Source organism: uncultured Corynebacterium sp. (assembly GCF_947253065.1).
In the GTDB taxonomy this organism is placed as follows: Bacteria; Actinomycetota; Actinomycetes; order Mycobacteriales; family Mycobacteriaceae; genus Corynebacterium.
In genome coordinates, this window is sequence record NZ_CAMXWS010000024.1 from 1 (window position 1) to 15,629 (window position 15,629).

15 protein-coding genes are annotated in these 15,629 nt (G+C 60.3%); 9 read left to right on the forward strand and 6 right to left on the reverse strand.

What is annotated here, in order from left to right; genetic code table 11:
- A partial coding sequence (locus Q0X21_RS06900) for a 3-phosphoshikimate 1-carboxyvinyltransferase (RefSeq protein ID WP_367172763.1) occupies nt 1–584 on the reverse strand: 584 nt, incomplete at its 3' end.
- Nucleotides 585–617: 33 nt separating this feature from the next.
- On the opposite strand from Q0X21_RS06900, the gene Q0X21_RS06905 reads away from it, so the two are divergent.
- A complete protein-coding gene (locus Q0X21_RS06905; RefSeq protein ID WP_297851119.1) occupies nt 618–1,319 on the forward strand; it encodes an SOS response-associated peptidase in 702 nt (233 codons plus the stop codon).
- Nucleotides 1,320–1,324: 5 nt separating this feature from the next.
- Here the strand turns inward: Q0X21_RS06905 and ybaK are convergent, their stop codons facing one another.
- Nucleotides 1,325–1,795: a Cys-tRNA(Pro) deacylase gene (gene ybaK, locus Q0X21_RS06910; protein ID WP_297851120.1), complete on the reverse strand. Its 471-nt coding sequence runs from the start codon at nt 1,793–1,795 to the stop codon at nt 1,325–1,327.
- Nucleotides 1,796–1,839: 44 nt separating this feature from the next.
- Between ybaK and Q0X21_RS06915 the strand changes: the two genes are divergently transcribed.
- Entirely contained in the window at nt 1,840–2,415 is a 576-nt protein-coding gene (locus Q0X21_RS06915; protein ID WP_297851121.1) for a sigma-70 family RNA polymerase sigma factor, read from the forward strand.
- Nucleotides 2,415–2,669 (forward strand): anti-sigma factor, encoded by a 255-nt coding sequence (locus tag Q0X21_RS06920; protein ID WP_297851122.1) that lies wholly within the window; start codon nt 2,415–2,417, stop codon nt 2,667–2,669. Before Q0X21_RS06915 ends, Q0X21_RS06920 begins: the two co-directional genes overlap by 1 nt.
- A gap of 1 nt (nt 2,670) precedes the next feature.
- On the opposite strand, the gene Q0X21_RS06925 is transcribed toward Q0X21_RS06920, so the two are convergent.
- Both Q0X21_RS06925 and Q0X21_RS06930 read right to left on the reverse strand, forming a co-directional pair.
- The gene (locus tag Q0X21_RS06925; protein WP_297851125.1) at nt 2,671–3,009 is read right to left on the reverse strand and encodes an SdpI family protein; all 339 of its coding nucleotides are present in this window, start codon (nt 3,007–3,009) and stop codon (nt 2,671–2,673) included.
- Nucleotides 3,010–3,328: 319 nt separating this feature from the next.
- Nucleotides 3,329–3,586, reverse strand: a complete 258-nt coding sequence (locus Q0X21_RS06930) for a WhiB family transcriptional regulator (RefSeq protein WP_297851127.1) — start codon at nt 3,584–3,586, stop codon at nt 3,329–3,331.
- Between the two features lie 539 nt (nt 3,587–4,125).
- Here Q0X21_RS06930 and Q0X21_RS06935 point away from each other — a divergent pair.
- Nucleotides 4,126–4,614, forward strand: a complete 489-nt coding sequence (locus tag Q0X21_RS06935; RefSeq protein ID WP_297851128.1) for a hypothetical protein — start codon at nt 4,126–4,128, stop codon at nt 4,612–4,614.
- 15 nt (nt 4,615–4,629) lie between these two features.
- On the opposite strand, the gene Q0X21_RS06940 is transcribed toward Q0X21_RS06935, so the two are convergent.
- Nucleotides 4,630–5,847: a hypothetical protein gene (locus tag Q0X21_RS06940; RefSeq protein ID WP_297851130.1), complete on the reverse strand. Its 1,218-nt coding sequence runs from the start codon at nt 5,845–5,847 to the stop codon at nt 4,630–4,632.
- Complete coding sequence (locus Q0X21_RS06945; protein ID WP_297851131.1) at nt 5,844–7,163, reverse strand: DEAD/DEAH box helicase; 1,320 nt, start codon at nt 7,161–7,163, stop codon at nt 5,844–5,846. Before Q0X21_RS06945 ends, Q0X21_RS06940 begins: the two co-directional genes overlap by 4 nt.
- An 89-nt stretch (nt 7,164–7,252) precedes the next feature.
- Between Q0X21_RS06945 and Q0X21_RS06950 the strand changes: the two genes are divergently transcribed.
- The 5 genes from Q0X21_RS06950 to Q0X21_RS06970 are packed head-to-tail and all read left to right on the forward strand — an operon-like array spanning nt 7,253 to nt 15,629.
- Nucleotides 7,253–7,477, forward strand: coding sequence for a DUF3107 domain-containing protein (locus Q0X21_RS06950; RefSeq protein WP_297851132.1), 225 nt, complete (start codon nt 7,253–7,255; stop codon nt 7,475–7,477).
- Between the two features lie 21 nt (nt 7,478–7,498).
- The gene (locus tag Q0X21_RS06955; protein WP_297851133.1) at nt 7,499–8,437 is read left to right on the forward strand and encodes a DUF3152 domain-containing protein; all 939 of its coding nucleotides are present in this window, start codon (nt 7,499–7,501) and stop codon (nt 8,435–8,437) included.
- Nucleotides 8,438–8,455: 18 nt separating this feature from the next.
- Nucleotides 8,456–9,187, forward strand: a complete 732-nt coding sequence (locus Q0X21_RS06960; protein WP_297851134.1) for a hypothetical protein — start codon at nt 8,456–8,458, stop codon at nt 9,185–9,187.
- 3 nt (nt 9,188–9,190) lie between these two features.
- Nucleotides 9,191–12,343, forward strand: a complete 3,153-nt coding sequence (locus Q0X21_RS06965) for an ATP-dependent DNA helicase (RefSeq protein ID WP_297851135.1) — start codon at nt 9,191–9,193, stop codon at nt 12,341–12,343.
- A complete protein-coding gene (locus Q0X21_RS06970) occupies nt 12,336–15,629 on the forward strand; it encodes an ATP-dependent helicase (RefSeq protein ID WP_367172766.1) in 3,294 nt (1,097 codons plus the stop codon). Before Q0X21_RS06965 ends, Q0X21_RS06970 begins: the two co-directional genes overlap by 8 nt.

The window sequence follows — 15,629 nt, forward strand, 5'->3', positions numbered from 1 at the left end:
GCTGAAGGCAAGCTCTCGCCCGTATGAACAATGGTCAAGCCTTGCTCAAAGCGCGCAGCCGCCAGCAGGAGGGCAGAGACGAACTGCGAGCTTTTCGACGCATCCAGCTCCACCCGGCCACCACGCGCCGAACCTGTACCGTGCACCGTGAATGGCAAGGAACTGCCCTCCACATTCACGCCGGCATCACGCAGTGCATCCAGAACGGTATCCACCGGACGGGTGCGTGCTTGCTCATCGCCATCCACATGCACCGAACCATCTGCGAAAGCAGCGATCGCTGGAACGAACCGCATGACAGTGCCAGCCAAACCACAATCGATTGTCGCACCCGTCAGCTGCCCTGGAGTAGCAGTCAACCGGTCGCCATAGAGCGAGAATTCCACGCCCATGGCTTCCAACGCACGCTGCATCAGATCAGTATCGCGGGAGCGCAAAGCCCCGACGAGTGTGCTCGGCTGGCTAGCAAGAGCTGCGAGAACGTACGCGCGGTTGGTGATGGATTTTGAACCAGGTACCTGCACGGTGCTGGTGAATGGGTCAGGATGAAACGGCGCTGGCCACAATTGCGTCATGCGGGCCATCCTACCGAGCGTGTGTCGGCATAATGGGAAGGCATGTGCGGACGTTTCGTTCTCTTCACCACCGGCGACGACCTCATCGATGCCATCGGCACACTGCCCGGCATCACAAAGGTCCACGCGCCCGACGGCACCCCACCGGCGCGCTACAACATCGGCCCCACCCAACAAGTGCCGTTGATTCGCATCAACGCCTCTGAGGCGCTTATCGACGCCGCCCGTTGGGGCCTCCTTCCCACCTGGAAGAAGGACGAGACCGGCGCACCGCTGTTCAATGCACGCGGTGAGACCGTCGCTGAAAAACCGTCCTTCCGTTCCGCCTTCAAATCCCGTCGTGGCCTTATGGTCTTGGATGGCTACTACGAGTGGAAACAGACCGGATCTGACCAATCGGGCAAACCGAAAAAACAGCCATTTTTTGTCCGCCCCGAAAGTGGCCTGCTCTATGCCGCCGCGCTGTGGGAAACCGGCCTGGACAAGCTGTCCACCACGATGGTCACCACCGATGCGACCGACAACATGGCCTGGCTCCACCACCGTCTGCCACTCTTCTTGCGCGAAGATGAGATTGAGCAGTGGGTGAGTGGCACTCCCGAGGAAGCCCTCGAACTAATTCACCCGTCCCGCGTTGCGGACCAACTCCAGTGGCGTCCCGCTGCCGGGGAAGTGGGCAATATCCGCAATGAATACGCCGAGTTGATCGGCGATGGCTCTTTCACCACCGAGCCGGTGCAATAGACCGCCTATTCAGCTGCGATATCAACGAACTCTGCGCCGCTTAGTTCGGCGAGATCAACCGGCGACATCGCGATTGACAACCCCCGCTGGCCGGCGGAAACGGTGATGGTATCTGCGTTGCGCACGGATGCGTCGATAAGCGTGGGCACCTGTTGTTTCGTGCCCAACGGTGAAATGCCTCCCACGATGTACCCGGTGAGGCGCTGTGCTGCCTTCGGGTCCGCCATCTCCGCGTTCTTCCACCCCAATGCCTTCGCCGCGAGCTTGAGCGAAAGGTGGCCCGCGACCGGCACGCAGCACACCGCATAATCGCGCTCATGGTGAATGACCAGCGTTTTCAGCGTTTGTGCTGCATCGAGCCCGAGCTCTTCTACCGCGTGCGCCCCGAAATGATCCGTGCCCGCGGTGTAGGTGAGAACCTCGTGCTCCACGCCGGCTTTTTGCACGACTTCCAACGCGTGAGTTTTAGCTGCCATAGGGCCAAGCCTAGTTGTCGCGCATGGTGGCTAAGATGGCACCCATGGCCGGAACAGACCTTGAACAGCGCTTCACCGAGGAGGCGATGCCGCTGCTAGACCAGCTCTACGGCGGTGCCCTGCGGATGACGCGCAACCCCCAAGACGCCGAAGACCTGGTCCAAGAGACCTACCTCAAGGCCTTTAAAGCATTCGATTCGTTCAAACCCGGCACCAACCTCAAAGCGTGGCTGTACCGGATTATGACGAATACGTACATCAACACGTACCGGAAGAAACAGCGCCGCCCGTTGGAAACCTCTGCTGAGGATGTCACTGACCGGCAGCTGTACACCACCAGCTCGCATGACTCCATCGGCCTTCAATCTGCCGAAGTTGAAGCGCTAAAAAATCTGCCGGACAAGCAGATCGCGGATGCCATGAACTCGCTTAGCGATGACTACCGCATGGTTGTTTACTACGCCGATGTTGAAGGCCTGGCGTATAAAGAAATTGCCGAAGTCATGGACATTCCCTTAGGCACAGTGATGTCACGCCTACACCGGGGAAGAAAACAACTCCGCGAGCTGTTGAAAGATGTAGCGAAGGAACAAGGCATCGGCCTGGAGGAGCAAAAATAATGTGCGACTGCAATCTCGAACCAACACGGGCACACGCGCTACTCTGCGAATACTTCGACCCCGAGACGCCTCAAACGCGCGTGGCGGAAATCCGTGAGATCATCCAGACTTGTCCCGATAGCTTCGCTTGGCTGGAATCCGAAACCGAAGTCCGCCAGCTTGTCCGTCGCTGCTGCTGCCAAGACCACGCCCCCGAAGGTCTGCGTCAGCGGATCGTGCAGTCCATTTCGGTTACCTACACGCGGTACGAGTAGGTCATTTACCTACAGCGTCGCTTGCTTTCTTCGATGCCAAGAAAACAAGGACGAGCAGCAGCACCACAACGGGGATGCTGATCCAGCTGATCACTGCATCTTCCACGAAGAAGCACATGACACCGCCAATCAGTAGCGGAAGAGCCGCTGCCATGAACAGGGGAGCGGCCGCCTTATGCCCGGTCACCCAGGCCTCGTCGCTGGCCATCATCTCCGGTGTCCTAATCCCAATCCACTTATTCTTCGGCAGAGTTCCCTGACCCGACTTCATTCCCAGCCATAGACTGAGCGCCCCGCCTGCGAGCCACACAACGGCCATGAGGATGGCAAAAACGCTCATTTTTCTTCTAACTGGTGCCTTGAGCTTCGAGCTGGGGGGAATGAGAAAAACAAGACTCCCTCCCACCGAATTTATTTTAACGGTGAAAGGGAGTCTTCGTTGCGTTTCAACGCTTATGCGTTGGGACGCTTGCCGCGGTTAGCGCTCTTCTTGCGGCGGTCCTTGCGCTTACGACCACGCTTGCTCATAACGACCTCCTTGGGCCAAATAATCGGACTGTTCTAACTGTCAGTCCACTTTATCGGGCACAGCACCGGCAGCGGTAATTGGTCCACCCTTTGCTTAACTGTGGCCTGTCAGCTGTGAGTCTTTAGTCAGATTAAGCAGAAACGCGCTGGCGGTTGCGCTGCTTGTTGCGACGCTTCAGTGCACGGCGCTCTTCCTCAGAGAGGCCACCCCACACACCAGCATCCTGGCCGGTCTCCAGAGCCCACTTCAGGCACTGGGAAGTCACGGGGCAACGGTGGCACACAAGCTTGGCCTGTGCAATCTGGGTAAGGGCAGGACCGGAATTACCAACAGGGAAGAACAGTTCCGGGTCTTCATCGCGGCAGATAGCTTCGTGGCGCCAATCCATGATTGATCAGTCTCCTTCTAGGTCTTCGAGTTCGTAGTGGGTCAGAAATGAACAGCGAGCGGGCGCGCCACTAACAGCCCAAATAGCAAACACAGGAAAACCAGCGCGCATGGTGGCGCGACAAAATAGACCTGGTTTGAATCAGGGTTTACGCAAAGCAGACGATGTCCGGTGATTATCGGGCGGTGTTCCCGGTGGTTCCGAGATCCGTCTTCCGTTAACCGGAGGTTCACTCCGTGGCTGCTTGGAGTTAGTGGCTAGGTAACTAGCTCTTTGTTTTTGCTACCTGAGAATCATGACACGTTTACATGCATCCCGCTAGAGGTAAACGCCAAATTGTGATGGGAATCATAGAAAAGGCGGTTTGTTTCCTGTGTCGAAAAGCGCTTTCAGGGGGAGCTCAGATGCCCTGTGTTGTCCGCGTTGGCGGCGTGAACTGGAGAAATGCCTTTATTCTGTGAGGAGCGTGAGTGTGTGCCACGTCAAATCGCGTGTGGGGCTGATGGGTTCACGTGGCGGTGGGCTCTAGGATGAGAGCCGTGAATGCGACAAACCCGGACCCCAATAAGCCACTGCCTTCGCCTGAGGCTGCGCGCGCTCATGCCTCAGCGCCGATGCCGATGCGCATCGCCGCGGTGGTGGCCGTGCTTGAAGGCATCGTTGCTATTGGTTATGGCATCTACCTTGCTGTCACTCAGCTGCGCACCGGGGCCGATGAGTCGCTCGTGCAATCCGATACCTCCGCCTTTGCCTTTGTTGGTGTCGGTACCGCACTGTTCATTGTGCTTACCTTCGGGCCGATGGCATATGGAGGCATCAATATCCTGCGCGGCAATCAGTGGGGTCGCAGCATCATCGTGTTCATGAACGCACTGCTTATCGGCATTGCTTTCTACATGTTCATTGGTGGCGCGACGCTGCTTGGTGCGATCACTTTGCTTGTCGCAGCGATCACGCTTGGGTGCGCGCTGCACCCGCAGTCCACGGAGTGGGCGACTGCGGCATTCGATGCGCGCCGCGGCAAGTAGGGGCTAGCGGTTGATCTAGCTTGCGAGGTTCAGGACAGCGAGCTGGTTTCCGCGCTTTTCCACCACAGTCGCGCCTGCCGAGCTGATTGAGATCGGGCCGGTGTAGCCATGCCGATCAACTGGAATGACGTGGTCGATGGACTGAGTATCCCAATTAGCCACGGCAATGCCGTTGGCGGTGGGGTAAATCAACCGGTCGCCGGCGCCGAAGCCGGTTCCCAGCGCATCGGGGAAAATACTGGTTACTTCGAGCGTGGTCGGATCCAAAAGAAGCAGGTTCTCACCGTCGTAATAGGTCATGTGGTGAGGAAGGTCGGCGACGGCTGGATTAGCGATGCCGATAGAAGAGTCCGCCAGCAGGTTTGAGGCAGGAACCTTCGATTTAGTTAGCTGGTCGCCTTCCTTGTCATACGAGGTGACCGTGGAGGCAGCAGGGTCGTAGACGGCGGCGGCTTGCTGGCCGACTGCGATGAGATAGGAACCCTCCGGGATTTCTACGGACGAATGAATTTCCGGCTTGCGGGAATCTTCCGGGGTAGCTTTCTGCGTGCGCAGCCACGCGCCATCCTCGCACTGCTCGGTGACGGCATAGAACTCCTTGCGCGTCAGGGCAGAGGTGCGAGTGCACTCGGCATGTGGTTGGGAATCGGGTTCCTGCGGGGCTTCAACCTCGCCATATTCAACGGTGCGAACCAGATCGCTGCGCCAGATCTCTGAGCGAGAAGGGGCGATGTACCCGACGCGATCGTTGGAGGAGATCACAGCGACGTCTTCCGGGGCGATCGCGGAACGTGTGTGGGAGTACTGGCCCGTAGAAGCCTTAATGGCCACCACATCACCACAGCCGATATTGGTGCGGTATACCGCAACGACATCGCCCCAGGCGCTGGCCATTCCGCAGAGCTCAGCATCACGTTTATAGGACCACTGCTCCTGCCCGTCATGGGTGAAGCCGTGAATGGTCTTAGTAGCCGCGTCGTAGGTGACGATCAGGCCAGAGACGATAAGGGGGCGGGGGTTGGGGGAGTCGTCGTTAAGCGTGGGCCCCTCAGTAAGCGCTGTTGGTGCGACAGCGAGCATGCCGGCATCGGGGATATCCTCGGCGGCGGGCGTCAGGGTGTCCTTGCGGATTGGTGCTGTGAAGAACGCGATGAGCAGGGCAATGATGGCGATGGCCGCGATGATGCCGGTCGCGATGAGATCACTGCGGGTGCGACGCAATGGTGCTTTCATCGGCGACGGCGCTTTCGGGAGACCTTTTTGTGCTGCTCGTGGCGAGGTTCACGCTTCTTGCGCAAGCCGTGAACTGGGCGTGCGGGGCCGACGGTCGGGCGGGCATCCTCGGGGATGTCCAGGGCATCGGCGAGCTCGGGCGAGGTGGAGAACCAGGTCGGGGGTTCAGGCATGTCCAAGGACAGCTCGTCATTGATCAGCTTCCACTTCGCGCTTTCATCGAAACCGACGAGGGTGACGGCAGTGCCGGTGCGTCCCGCGCGACCGGTGCGACCAATGCGATGGACATACGTCATCGGGTCGTCCGGAGTCTGATAATTGATCACGTGGGTGACATCGTCAACGTCAATGCCACGGGCAGCGACGTCAGTGGCCACGAGGATCTCAATCTTGCCGCCACGGAATGCATCGAGGGAGCGTTCGCGGGCCTCCTGGCCCATATCGCCGTGGACGGAGCCGACGGCGAAACCGCGGCGGGCGAGGTCCTCAGCGACATTGGCTGCCGTGCGCTTGGTGCGGGTGAAGATGATGGTCTTGCCACGGCCGTCAGCCTGCAGAATGCGGGCGATGACCTCGGGCTTGTCCATCCGGTGAGAGGCGAACACGACCTGCTTGGTGGTGTCGTGTACCTGGGAAGATTCGGTGGACTCCGCCCGGATGTGCAGCGGCTTGTTCATCATCGACCGTGCAAGAGTGAGGATCTGGCCCGGCATAGTGGCTGAAAACAGCATGGTCTGCAGCGGTTGATGCAGGGCAGCCCAGAGTTTTTGGATATCAGGCAAAAAGCCCAGATCGAGCATCTCGTCCGCCTCATCGAGGACGAGGATGGCTACCTGGCTCAAATCCAGATCACCGCGCTGGTGCAGGTCGAGGAGGCGGCCGGGGGTACCCACGATGACGTCCACACCCTTTTCAAGGGCGTTAATCTGTTCTTCGTAGGGGCGGCCACCATAGATCGTGGCCAAACGGACCGGCGTCTTTTTCGCTGCGAGCGCAAGATCATCGCCGACCTGGACGGCGAGCTCGCGGGTGGGGGTGATCACCAGTGCGCGCGGGGTGCCATCGAGCTCAGCGATCGCGGCATCATCGAAAACGCGGTCAATGAGTGCGACGCCGAAAGCGAGGGTCTTACCCATTCCTGTGCGGGCTTGGCCGATCAGGTCGCGTCCGGAAAGCGCGATGGGCAAGGTGAGCTCCTGGATGGAGAACACGCGCTTGATCCCTGAAGATTCGAGCGCCTCAACGATCTCCGCGGCGACACCGAGCTCGGCGAAAGTCGGTGGCTGCGCTGGCTGCTGTATGGAACGATCGGGCACGTGAACATCTTAACTGGCGGTCGTTACAATGTGCCTATTGCCGTAAAACGGCTGTGAAGAGATTAGAGCGAAGAAAAAGGACGATACGCATGGAAATCAAGATCGGACTGGCCGATTCCCACCGTGAACTCTCCATCACCTCCACCAAGGGGCAGGAGGAGATTCTCAGCGAGATCACCCAGGCGATTGAGTCCGGTGCTCCGACTGTCTCCCTCGATGATGAACGCGGCATGAAATACGTCGTGCGCACCGAGCGCATCCTTTATGTGGAATTGGGTAACTCCAGCCCGCGCGCTGTTGGGTTCTCCGGCTAGTCGCACGATAGATTTGGGCACATGACCTTTCATCACGACGGCCGCATGGACGGCGATGTAGAACCAGCCGCCGGCCACAGTGGGGCGAGCGATTCTGCGCTCGCCCGTTTTGTGGACACCTACGGGTGGCGCGCTTATGCCATTCCCGTGCTGGTCGTGGTGACTCTATTGGTGCTGTGGAGCATCATTAATACCCCCGCGGGAGAGACCGTCGGGGTGACCTCGCGTGCGCCGCAGGGCACGAGTGGCCAAAGCGGTGAGGAGCGTGTGACGGTTCCGGATATGCCGGAAGGTGAGGTGGCCATTACAGAGCTGCCGCCGGGTGGACCCTTCACGGAGCAGGGCAAGGGCACTTTCCGTCCTGTGGGCAAGCTGGGCATGACCGCCGGTGAAGGTAAGGAAAAGGTCGTCCGTTTCTCCACTGAGGTGGAAGATGGTGTGGATACCGCCAGCTTTGGTGGCGATGATTCTTTCGCTGCGATGGTGGATGCGACCTTGTCGGATCCGCGTGGTTGGACCAATGATCCGCGTTTCCGCTTTGAGCATGTGTCCGCCAGCGATAATCCGGATCTGCGTATTCAGCTAACCTCCGTGGGAACGACCCGTGAGGCGTGTGGCAATGATCTGGGGCTGGAGACATCCTGCCGTTTGTACACGGAGCAGGACGGTGACCGGGTACTCATCAATGAGTCCCGTTGGGTGCGTGGTGCCGCACCGTATAACGGTGATGTGGGTTCGTACCGCCAGTACTTGATCAACCACGAGGTGGGCCACTCGCTCGGCTATGCCGAGCACGAACCGTGCAATGGCGACGGCAAATTGGCGCCGATCATGATGCAACAGACGCTGAGCTTGAATAACAAGGAGCTGTTTAAGATTGCTCCGGAGGAGGTCTATCCGGAAAACGATGACACCTGCCTGGCCAATCCATGGCCGTACCCGCGCCCGGCGACGGTTTAAACAGAAAGGCAGATAGCGATGGCGATTCCGGGTCATGTGTTGACGTCATTCCAGGCCGATGAAAGGCAGGCGCAACCACTCGGACAAGAGTGGGGCAATGGTGTCCGTTTCGGCCGTTTCGTCATTTCAGCAGCACCCGCGCACGCCGCGTGGTCATCGAAGGTGCGGGAAAAGATCACCGTTCCTGGTGTCCGCGTTGCCCGCCCGGTGCGTTCCACTGACGGCCGTTTCATCGTCGCTGGTTACCATGCCACGGACTTCGTCGAGGGCGAGCCCGGGCACCGCGTGGACGAGGCCATTGCTGCGGCCCTGCGGTTCGACGATGCGATGGCGTATTTCCCCGCCCCCGACCTCGAGCGCACTGACGCGTGGGCCCGTGCCGACCGTGCTGCATGGGCTGGCCACTCGCTGCAGGGGAAGAAACTCCAGGTCGTACACACAGACTTTTTGGCGTGCTGCTTATTTTCCGGCTCGTTGCCGCCAGCGCTCACGGACTTCGTGCCCGCCGCTGCCGCGCGCCCATACGGCTACAGCGCAGCGCTCACGCTTATCGACGGCATGCTTGCCGACGCCGTCGATGATGCTGTCTTAAACCGCTGGTCCCACATCCCTGATCTGTTGTTCCTCTGCGAGCGCGCCCTGGATTACCGTGAGGTGCTGAACAGGGAATTCGGGGGATCTTCGAACATGGGTGCGAAAATTGAGCGTGTGCGCGGACTGTTAGTGTCCGAGCAAGATGCCACACTGTAGGGCATGACAGAACCGCACCTTGCCGGCGTGACCTTGCCGCCGCACCCGCAAGCGTATTTGGTGGGCCGGAAACGCACGGTCACACAACGTGATTGGCCCGTGGCCCCGCCGGAAAGTGGCGCATGGAAAGTCACGGGTTCTGCTGGTTCAGGGGTGACCAGCTTTCTTATCGATACCGCAGTGGCGAAGATCCGCGCCGGGGCTGATCCCGCCGGTGTCGTCTTTTTGACTGCATCGAAGCAATCCGGCGCCCGCGTGCGGGAGGAATTGTCTGACCGATTGGCTGCCTCCGGGTTTGTCGCTGATGAGCCGATCGTGCGCTCGATTCACTCTTTGGCTTTCGCTCTTGTGCGGTTGGGCGATCCCGCAGGAGAAGCCGCAGTAGGGGAGGAACCGATCCGGCTGATCTCTGGTGCGGAGCAAGATTTTGCCATCCGTGAACTGCTCCAGGGCCATGCCGCTGATGGCGGTGGGACGTGGCCGGCAGAGCTGCGCCCAGCACTCCCGATGGTCGGCTTCGCCCGCCAATTGCGTGACTTCCTCTTGCGCGCCGTGGAACGCACGCTCACTCCGGATGACTTGCGTGAAATGGGGCAGCGTCACAAGATCCCCGTGTGGGCTGCCGCAGGTGATTTCTTGGCAGAATACCAAGACGTCATGGCGCTCTATGGCGCGCGCAGCTATTCGGCCTCTGAACTCGTTGCCCAAGCAGTGCGTGCGCCATTGCCACGCACGTGGCACACCGTGATCGTCGATGATGCACAACACCTGGATCCGGCATCTGCCCAGCTGGTGCAGCAACTAGCCGCAGAAGCTGAGCTCACCGTCATCGGTGGTGATGAGGAACAATCAGTCTTCCGTTTCCGTGGCGCATCGCCGCTCTTCTTCCGGGATCTGGACCGCAATGAGGCGGTCGACGTGATCGATCTCGGTGCCACGAAGCGTCGCCCAGAAGCCGAGGCCGTCATCGCACCGAGCGCAGCGGTGAATCACGCAGCCGTGGTTGATCGTCTGCGCCGCTGGCATCTGGAAGAAGATGTGGCTTGGCGCGACATGGCAGTGGTCGTGCGTTCCGTAGGCATGATTGAGCCGGTGCGTCGTGCACTGCTCCAGTCCGGTGTGCCCGTAGCAGTCAATCCGACTGATGTGGTGTTAGCGGAACAGAGAATCGTCGCGGCGATGTTGCTCGGGCTCACTGCACTGACCGAGGAAATGAGCATGGCGCAGTGGCGTGATCTGTTGCTCGGCCCGGTGGGCGGCACGGATCCAGTGACGTTGCGTCGTTTGCTGCGTGGTTTGCGTCGGTGGCGGCCGGATACGCGTGCAGAGATCACGCTGTCAGAGCTGCTTACCCTAGAGGGTGAGCTGCCTGATTTCGGTTCGATGCTGACGGATCGTGAGCTGAATATTCTCACGCGCATCCGTGGCGTGCTGGAGTCTGGCCGCCAGGCAATGGCTGATGGTGGCAGCGTCGAGGACGTGCTGTGGGCGATCTGGTCGGAGACGAAACTAGCCGATAGCCTCATGGCGATCGCCTTGCGCGGTGGTGCAGCCGGCTCTCAGGCAGATCGTGACTTGGATGCGATGATGGCGCTGTTTGATGCTGCGGGTGATTTCACGGAGCGTCGTCCCAGCGCAACAGTGGAATCTTTTATCGCTCACATCATGGAGCAAGAACTTCCCACTGGTGTGCGTGATCGCCGCACCGCCACGCCGGATGCCGTGCCACTGCTCACCGCGCACGGTGCTGCTGGCCGGGAATTTGAACGCGTGATTGTCTCTGGGGTCCAAGAATTGTCGTGGCCCACGTTGAGCGAAACCGGCACGTTGATGCGACAGGAAGACCTCGTGGACCTGATGGATGAGGGGATCGATCCCGCCACGCCGGTCTCCCACATCGCGGATCGTCTGAAAGAGGAACGCCACCTGTTCCACCTCGCGGTCAGTCGTGCGACAGACCGGATCGTGGTCACAGCGGTGAATTCTGAAGAGGGCGATGAGGTCGTCGAACCGTCCCGCTTCATCGATGAATTCGCTGCTGAATTCGGGGTGGTCCCACAAGAGATCGACGCGGCCCCGATCACAGCCCAGGAACGCATCGGGTTGGAAGCAACAGCAACACCCGCGCTTTTCGACGCAGTGGAAGACGATGATGAAATCCGCGCCGGGGCAGGCTCGGTACGCGTGCTCGCCGTGGACAATATCGTGGCGGAATTACGTCGTGCGCTCACCGATGAGAAATCCAACGAGCAGACTCGGCTTCAGGCCGCGCGGCAGTTGGCGCGTCTGGCTCAAGCCGGTATCGCTGCGGCGGACCCGGGGCAGTGGTGGGGACTGCGGGAGGCGTCGATAAGCGAGCCTTTGCCTGTGCCGAAGCGACTGTCCCCATCGCGCATTGAGGGGCTGCTGGAATGCCCGATGCGTGGTGTGCTTGAGCGTGAGATCGCGCCGGCTGTCAATGATGCGATGACGCGCGGAACGCTCATTCACTATTTCTTTGAGGCGCTTGGCCGTGGCGTTGATCCAGACCTCGCGCGTGCCGACACGATTGAGGCATACCGCGCGTTGTTCACCGCGCCTGCGTGGAAAGAAGCGAATGACCTCGCTGAATTCACCGCGGTGCTGGACCGTTGCGCGCGGTGGATTGAATCCAGCCGTGGCACGTATGAGCAGGTCGGCGTTGAGGTGCCCGTTCACGTGGAGGTCATGCCGGGGTTGACTATCGGCGGGCGTATTGACCGGCTTGAGCGTGAGGAGGGCGGCGCAGTCCACATCGTGGACTTGAAGACGGGCAAGACACCGATTGCGCAGAAGAAGGTCGATGAGCACCCGCAGCTGCTGAGCTACCAGCTCGCATTGAGCCGCGGTGTCTGGCGCGATGGCGGGATTTTCACCGCTACTGATGGCGAGAAACCGCTTGAGGTCAGCGGCGGCACGCTGGTCTTCCCGGCAAAGGATTCGGTAAAGCCGACCACACGCACACAAGCGCCAAAGGATGAGGAGCAGCTCGCTGAATTCACAGAGTTGATCCGCCCGCTAATCGACGAAGTGGCAGGCCCCACTCTGCGTGCCGTCACCGGCGATCACTGCTCGTTCTGCCAGCTCAAATCCATCTGCCCGGCACAGCCTGAAGGAGAGGTGACCACCCGTGGTTAATAACCCCATCCCACCGACAACGTTGTGGCGGTACATGGGCGAGAAATTCATGCCCACCGACCAGCAAGCTGCCGTGATCGGTGCAGAACCTGGTCCTTTGCTTGTCGTGGCTGGCGCTGGTGCCGGCAAGACAGAGACCATGGCTTCGCGTGTGGTGTGGCTGGTGGCCAATGGCTATGTGCGCCCCGAAGAAGTGCTCGGCCTGACATTCACCAGGAAAGCAGCCCAGGAACTGGGCAAACGTATCCGCACTCGGTTGGAAAAGCTCGCCGCGAATGAGCAATTGGTGCGTCGCCTCGACCCATCGGGTGAATTGGCGAAGAACCTGACCGCGATCGCCCCGACGGTGTCCACCTACGACTCTTATGCCGGCAACCTGATCCGCGAATATGGCTTGCTTGTTCCCGTTGAACCGGATGCGCGTTTGATCACGGATGCGGAACTCCACGCGATCGCGTGGGATGTGGTCAATGACCACGGTGGAAAACTACTCGATGGGGTGGAAGCGAACCCGGCACTGGACACGGTGGTGGAAACGCTGCTCGGCCTAGTTACCAACATGGGCAATGAGCTCTTCCCATTTGAACGAATCGCCGAAGAATCAGATGCCTTCTTGTCCAACCTGGCCAGTCTGCCAAAGGGGAAGGCAAGGACCGAGCACTACAACAAGGATGTGCAGCGGTGGGCGGATACACAACAACTGCGCCGCGCCTATGCCGAATTAGCCAAGGAGCTGGGGCGCGAGCTGCGTGACCGTGGTGTGGTCACCTTCAATGAGCAGATGTCTGTGGCTGCCCAAATGGCGACCGACCACGCCTCGGTGGGCGCGAGCCAACGTGATCGTTTCCGTGTGGTCATGCTGGACGAGTACCAGGACACTTCCCACGCGCAGCGGGTGCTGCTGCGCAGTTTGTTTGGTGAGAATCGCGACGATGCCAGCAGGCACGCCCACCCGTTGACCGTGACGGCGGTGGGCGATCCGATGCAGGCGATTTATGGCTGGCGTGGTGCGACGGCGGCGAACCTGGCTGCGTTTGTGGAGGACTTCCCGCTAGCCGATGGTGAGCCAGCCCCGAAGGCGCAACTGACCACCTCGTGGCGCAACCCGCCGGAGGTCTTGGCCACCGCGAACTCCGTTTCCGCTGCCGTGCTGGGTACCCCGGAGGGCGGTCAGCGTGCGGTGGAGCCGTTGACGTCTAAGCCGGATGCGGAACCTGGCGTGGTGGAACTCGGTTTCTATGCCACCGAAGATGAGGAAATCACGGTGGTCACTGACATGCTGGCCCAGGATTATCAGGAGCGCATAAGCACTGGAAAACCTGTGTCTTCGGCCGTGCTGGTGCGTAAAAATAAGCATTCGGCAGCGGTCGCCGAAGCATTGGAAAACCGCGGTGTGCCTTATGAGATCGTCGGCACCGCCGGTCTGCTCACCGTGCCGGAGATCGCTGATGTGGTCGCGGTGGCGCGCATGCTCGTGCACCCACAAGATTCAGCGGCGGCACTGCGGATTCTCGCCGGTCCGGCCTGCGGGCTCGGACTGAAGGACATTTCAGCTTTGGCCGGTCGTGCGGCGAATCTTGCCGGTGAGCGCCGTGGTTCTGCGGTGGATGATCTGCCCGCTGATACAGATCCCCGCGAGCGCCTTCAAGTCCAATTGGCTGAGCTCATTGAATCAGCCGAAAACGCCAAGGGCGCCAATGAGCGCGCTGTTGGTTTGGGCGATGCGGTGGCTGACCTCGGTGAACCGGAGCGCTATTCCGAGCAAGGCCTGATCCGTTTGCAGGAGCTCGCAGCAAAGCTGCGTGCCCTGCGCACTCGGAGTTTGGGCAAGCGCCTGCCGGATCTGTTTGATGACATCGTGTCTATCTTCGGCATTCGCACCGAGGTGCTTGCCCGACCGTCGACCACTGGCACGGTTCACCTGGACAAATTCGCCTCCATCGTGGCGGCATACCCGGGAGCGGACCTGGAGAGCTTCCTGGCCTACCTGGATCTCGCCGCCGAATACGAAGACGGCCTTGAGCTCGGTGCAGTGACCACGAGCGATGACCGTGTACAAATCCTCACAGCCCACAAGGCGAAGGGCTTGGAGTGGGACACCGTCGCCGTAGTCCATGCGGACACGCAAACGTACAGCGTGACCACCGAGACCTTCCTGACCTGGGTCAAATACGTCCCCGATGATGATTTCGACGCCCTCGGTGCAGCCGAGACCCGCAGCGAATTCCAGAAGCTTGCCGAAGAGTATAAAAAGACCAAGAAGGGCGAGCTCGAGGAAGAAGCAGCGCGCCTGTTCTACGTCGCCGTCACCCGCGCGGCAGAACGCCTGCTGGTCACCGGATCCGCGACAGTGCCCGAGCGCGCAAGGCCAGCTGAACCATACGGACATTTCCTCGCTCTGAAAGACGTGCTCATGCAGCCGGATGCTGTCCCCGCCGCGAGTGTTTTGCACTGGTGGGATGGCACAGAAACGGATGATGAGCAAGCACCGAGCGCCGCGCGTGAGGGCACCTGGCCACACTATGCCGCCGATCCAGCTCTGCGCGCCGCAGCGGACGCAGTGAATGCCGCCCGCGAAGAGCTGCCCAAGCTTTCTGATGGCGAGCTCTACTCGCTGTGGGAGCGCGACGTCGAAGCCCTCATCGAAGAGCACGAAGCCGCGCAGCGCCCCGCAGTTCCAGTTGTCATGCCAGCCACACTCACGGCTTCCGATATAGTTGCCTTGCGCGCTGACCCCGAACAATTCGCCCGTCGCGCCCGCCGGCCCGTGCCCTTCAAACCCAATGCGTATGCCAAGCGCGGCACCGCATTCCACGAATGGATCGAAGGATTTTTCGGTGCACGGCCCCTGCTTGACGACGATGAGTTGCCCGGCAACGACGAACCCGACATCGACGCAGCAACCTTGGCACGCCTGAAGGAGAATTTTTCCGCCAGCCAGTGGGCGACCCGCAGCCCCGCGCACATCGAGCATCCCTTTGAGATCGATCTGGGCACATCAACTGTGCGCGGCCGCATCGACGCGGTCTTTGAGGATGAGGATGGCTGGACCATCGTGGACTGGAAGACCGGCAATAAACCCCAGGCCGCGGAAATGCGCGCGGCGAAACTTCAATTGGCGGTGTACCAGGAAGCATGGCGTCGCATCGCTGCGGATGGAAAGCCGATTCGTGCAGTGTTCTTCTATGTCCGCACGGGTGAGGATTTTTCACCGACTGACCTGCCGGAACGTGGGGAGCTAGAAGACCTGCTACGAAGTGCGGCGCCCGCCGGTCTAGAGTCGTGA

What these genes read in the sequence shown, in the direction of transcription:
- Q0X21_RS06955 (WP_297851133.1), top strand. Translation starts at nt 7,499, where the DNA reads ATGACCTTTCATCACGACGGCCGCATGGACGGCGATGTAGAACCAGCC.
- Q0X21_RS06905 (WP_297851119.1), top strand. Translation starts at nt 618, where the DNA reads ATGTGCGGACGTTTCGTTCTCTTCACCACCGGCGACGACCTCATCGAT.
- Q0X21_RS06960 (WP_297851134.1), top strand. Translation starts at nt 8,456, where the DNA reads ATGGCGATTCCGGGTCATGTGTTGACGTCATTCCAGGCCGATGAAAGG.
- Q0X21_RS06965 (WP_297851135.1), top strand. Translation starts at nt 9,191, where the DNA reads ATGACAGAACCGCACCTTGCCGGCGTGACCTTGCCGCCGCACCCGCAA.
- Q0X21_RS06930 (WP_297851127.1), bottom strand. Translation starts at nt 3,586, where the DNA reads ATGGATTGGCGCCACGAAGCTATCTGCCGCGATGAAGACCCGGAACTG.
- Q0X21_RS06950 (WP_297851132.1), top strand. Translation starts at nt 7,253, where the DNA reads ATGGAAATCAAGATCGGACTGGCCGATTCCCACCGTGAACTCTCCATC.
- Q0X21_RS06940 (WP_297851130.1), bottom strand. Translation starts at nt 5,847, where the DNA reads ATGAAAGCACCATTGCGTCGCACCCGCAGTGATCTCATCGCGACCGGC.
- ybaK (WP_297851120.1), bottom strand. Translation starts at nt 1,795, where the DNA reads ATGGCAGCTAAAACTCACGCGTTGGAAGTCGTGCAAAAAGCCGGCGTG.
- Q0X21_RS06915 (WP_297851121.1), top strand. Translation starts at nt 1,840, where the DNA reads ATGGCCGGAACAGACCTTGAACAGCGCTTCACCGAGGAGGCGATGCCG.
- Q0X21_RS06920 (WP_297851122.1), top strand. Translation starts at nt 2,415, where the DNA reads ATGTGCGACTGCAATCTCGAACCAACACGGGCACACGCGCTACTCTGC.
- Q0X21_RS06925 (WP_297851125.1), bottom strand. Translation starts at nt 3,009, where the DNA reads ATGAGCGTTTTTGCCATCCTCATGGCCGTTGTGTGGCTCGCAGGCGGG.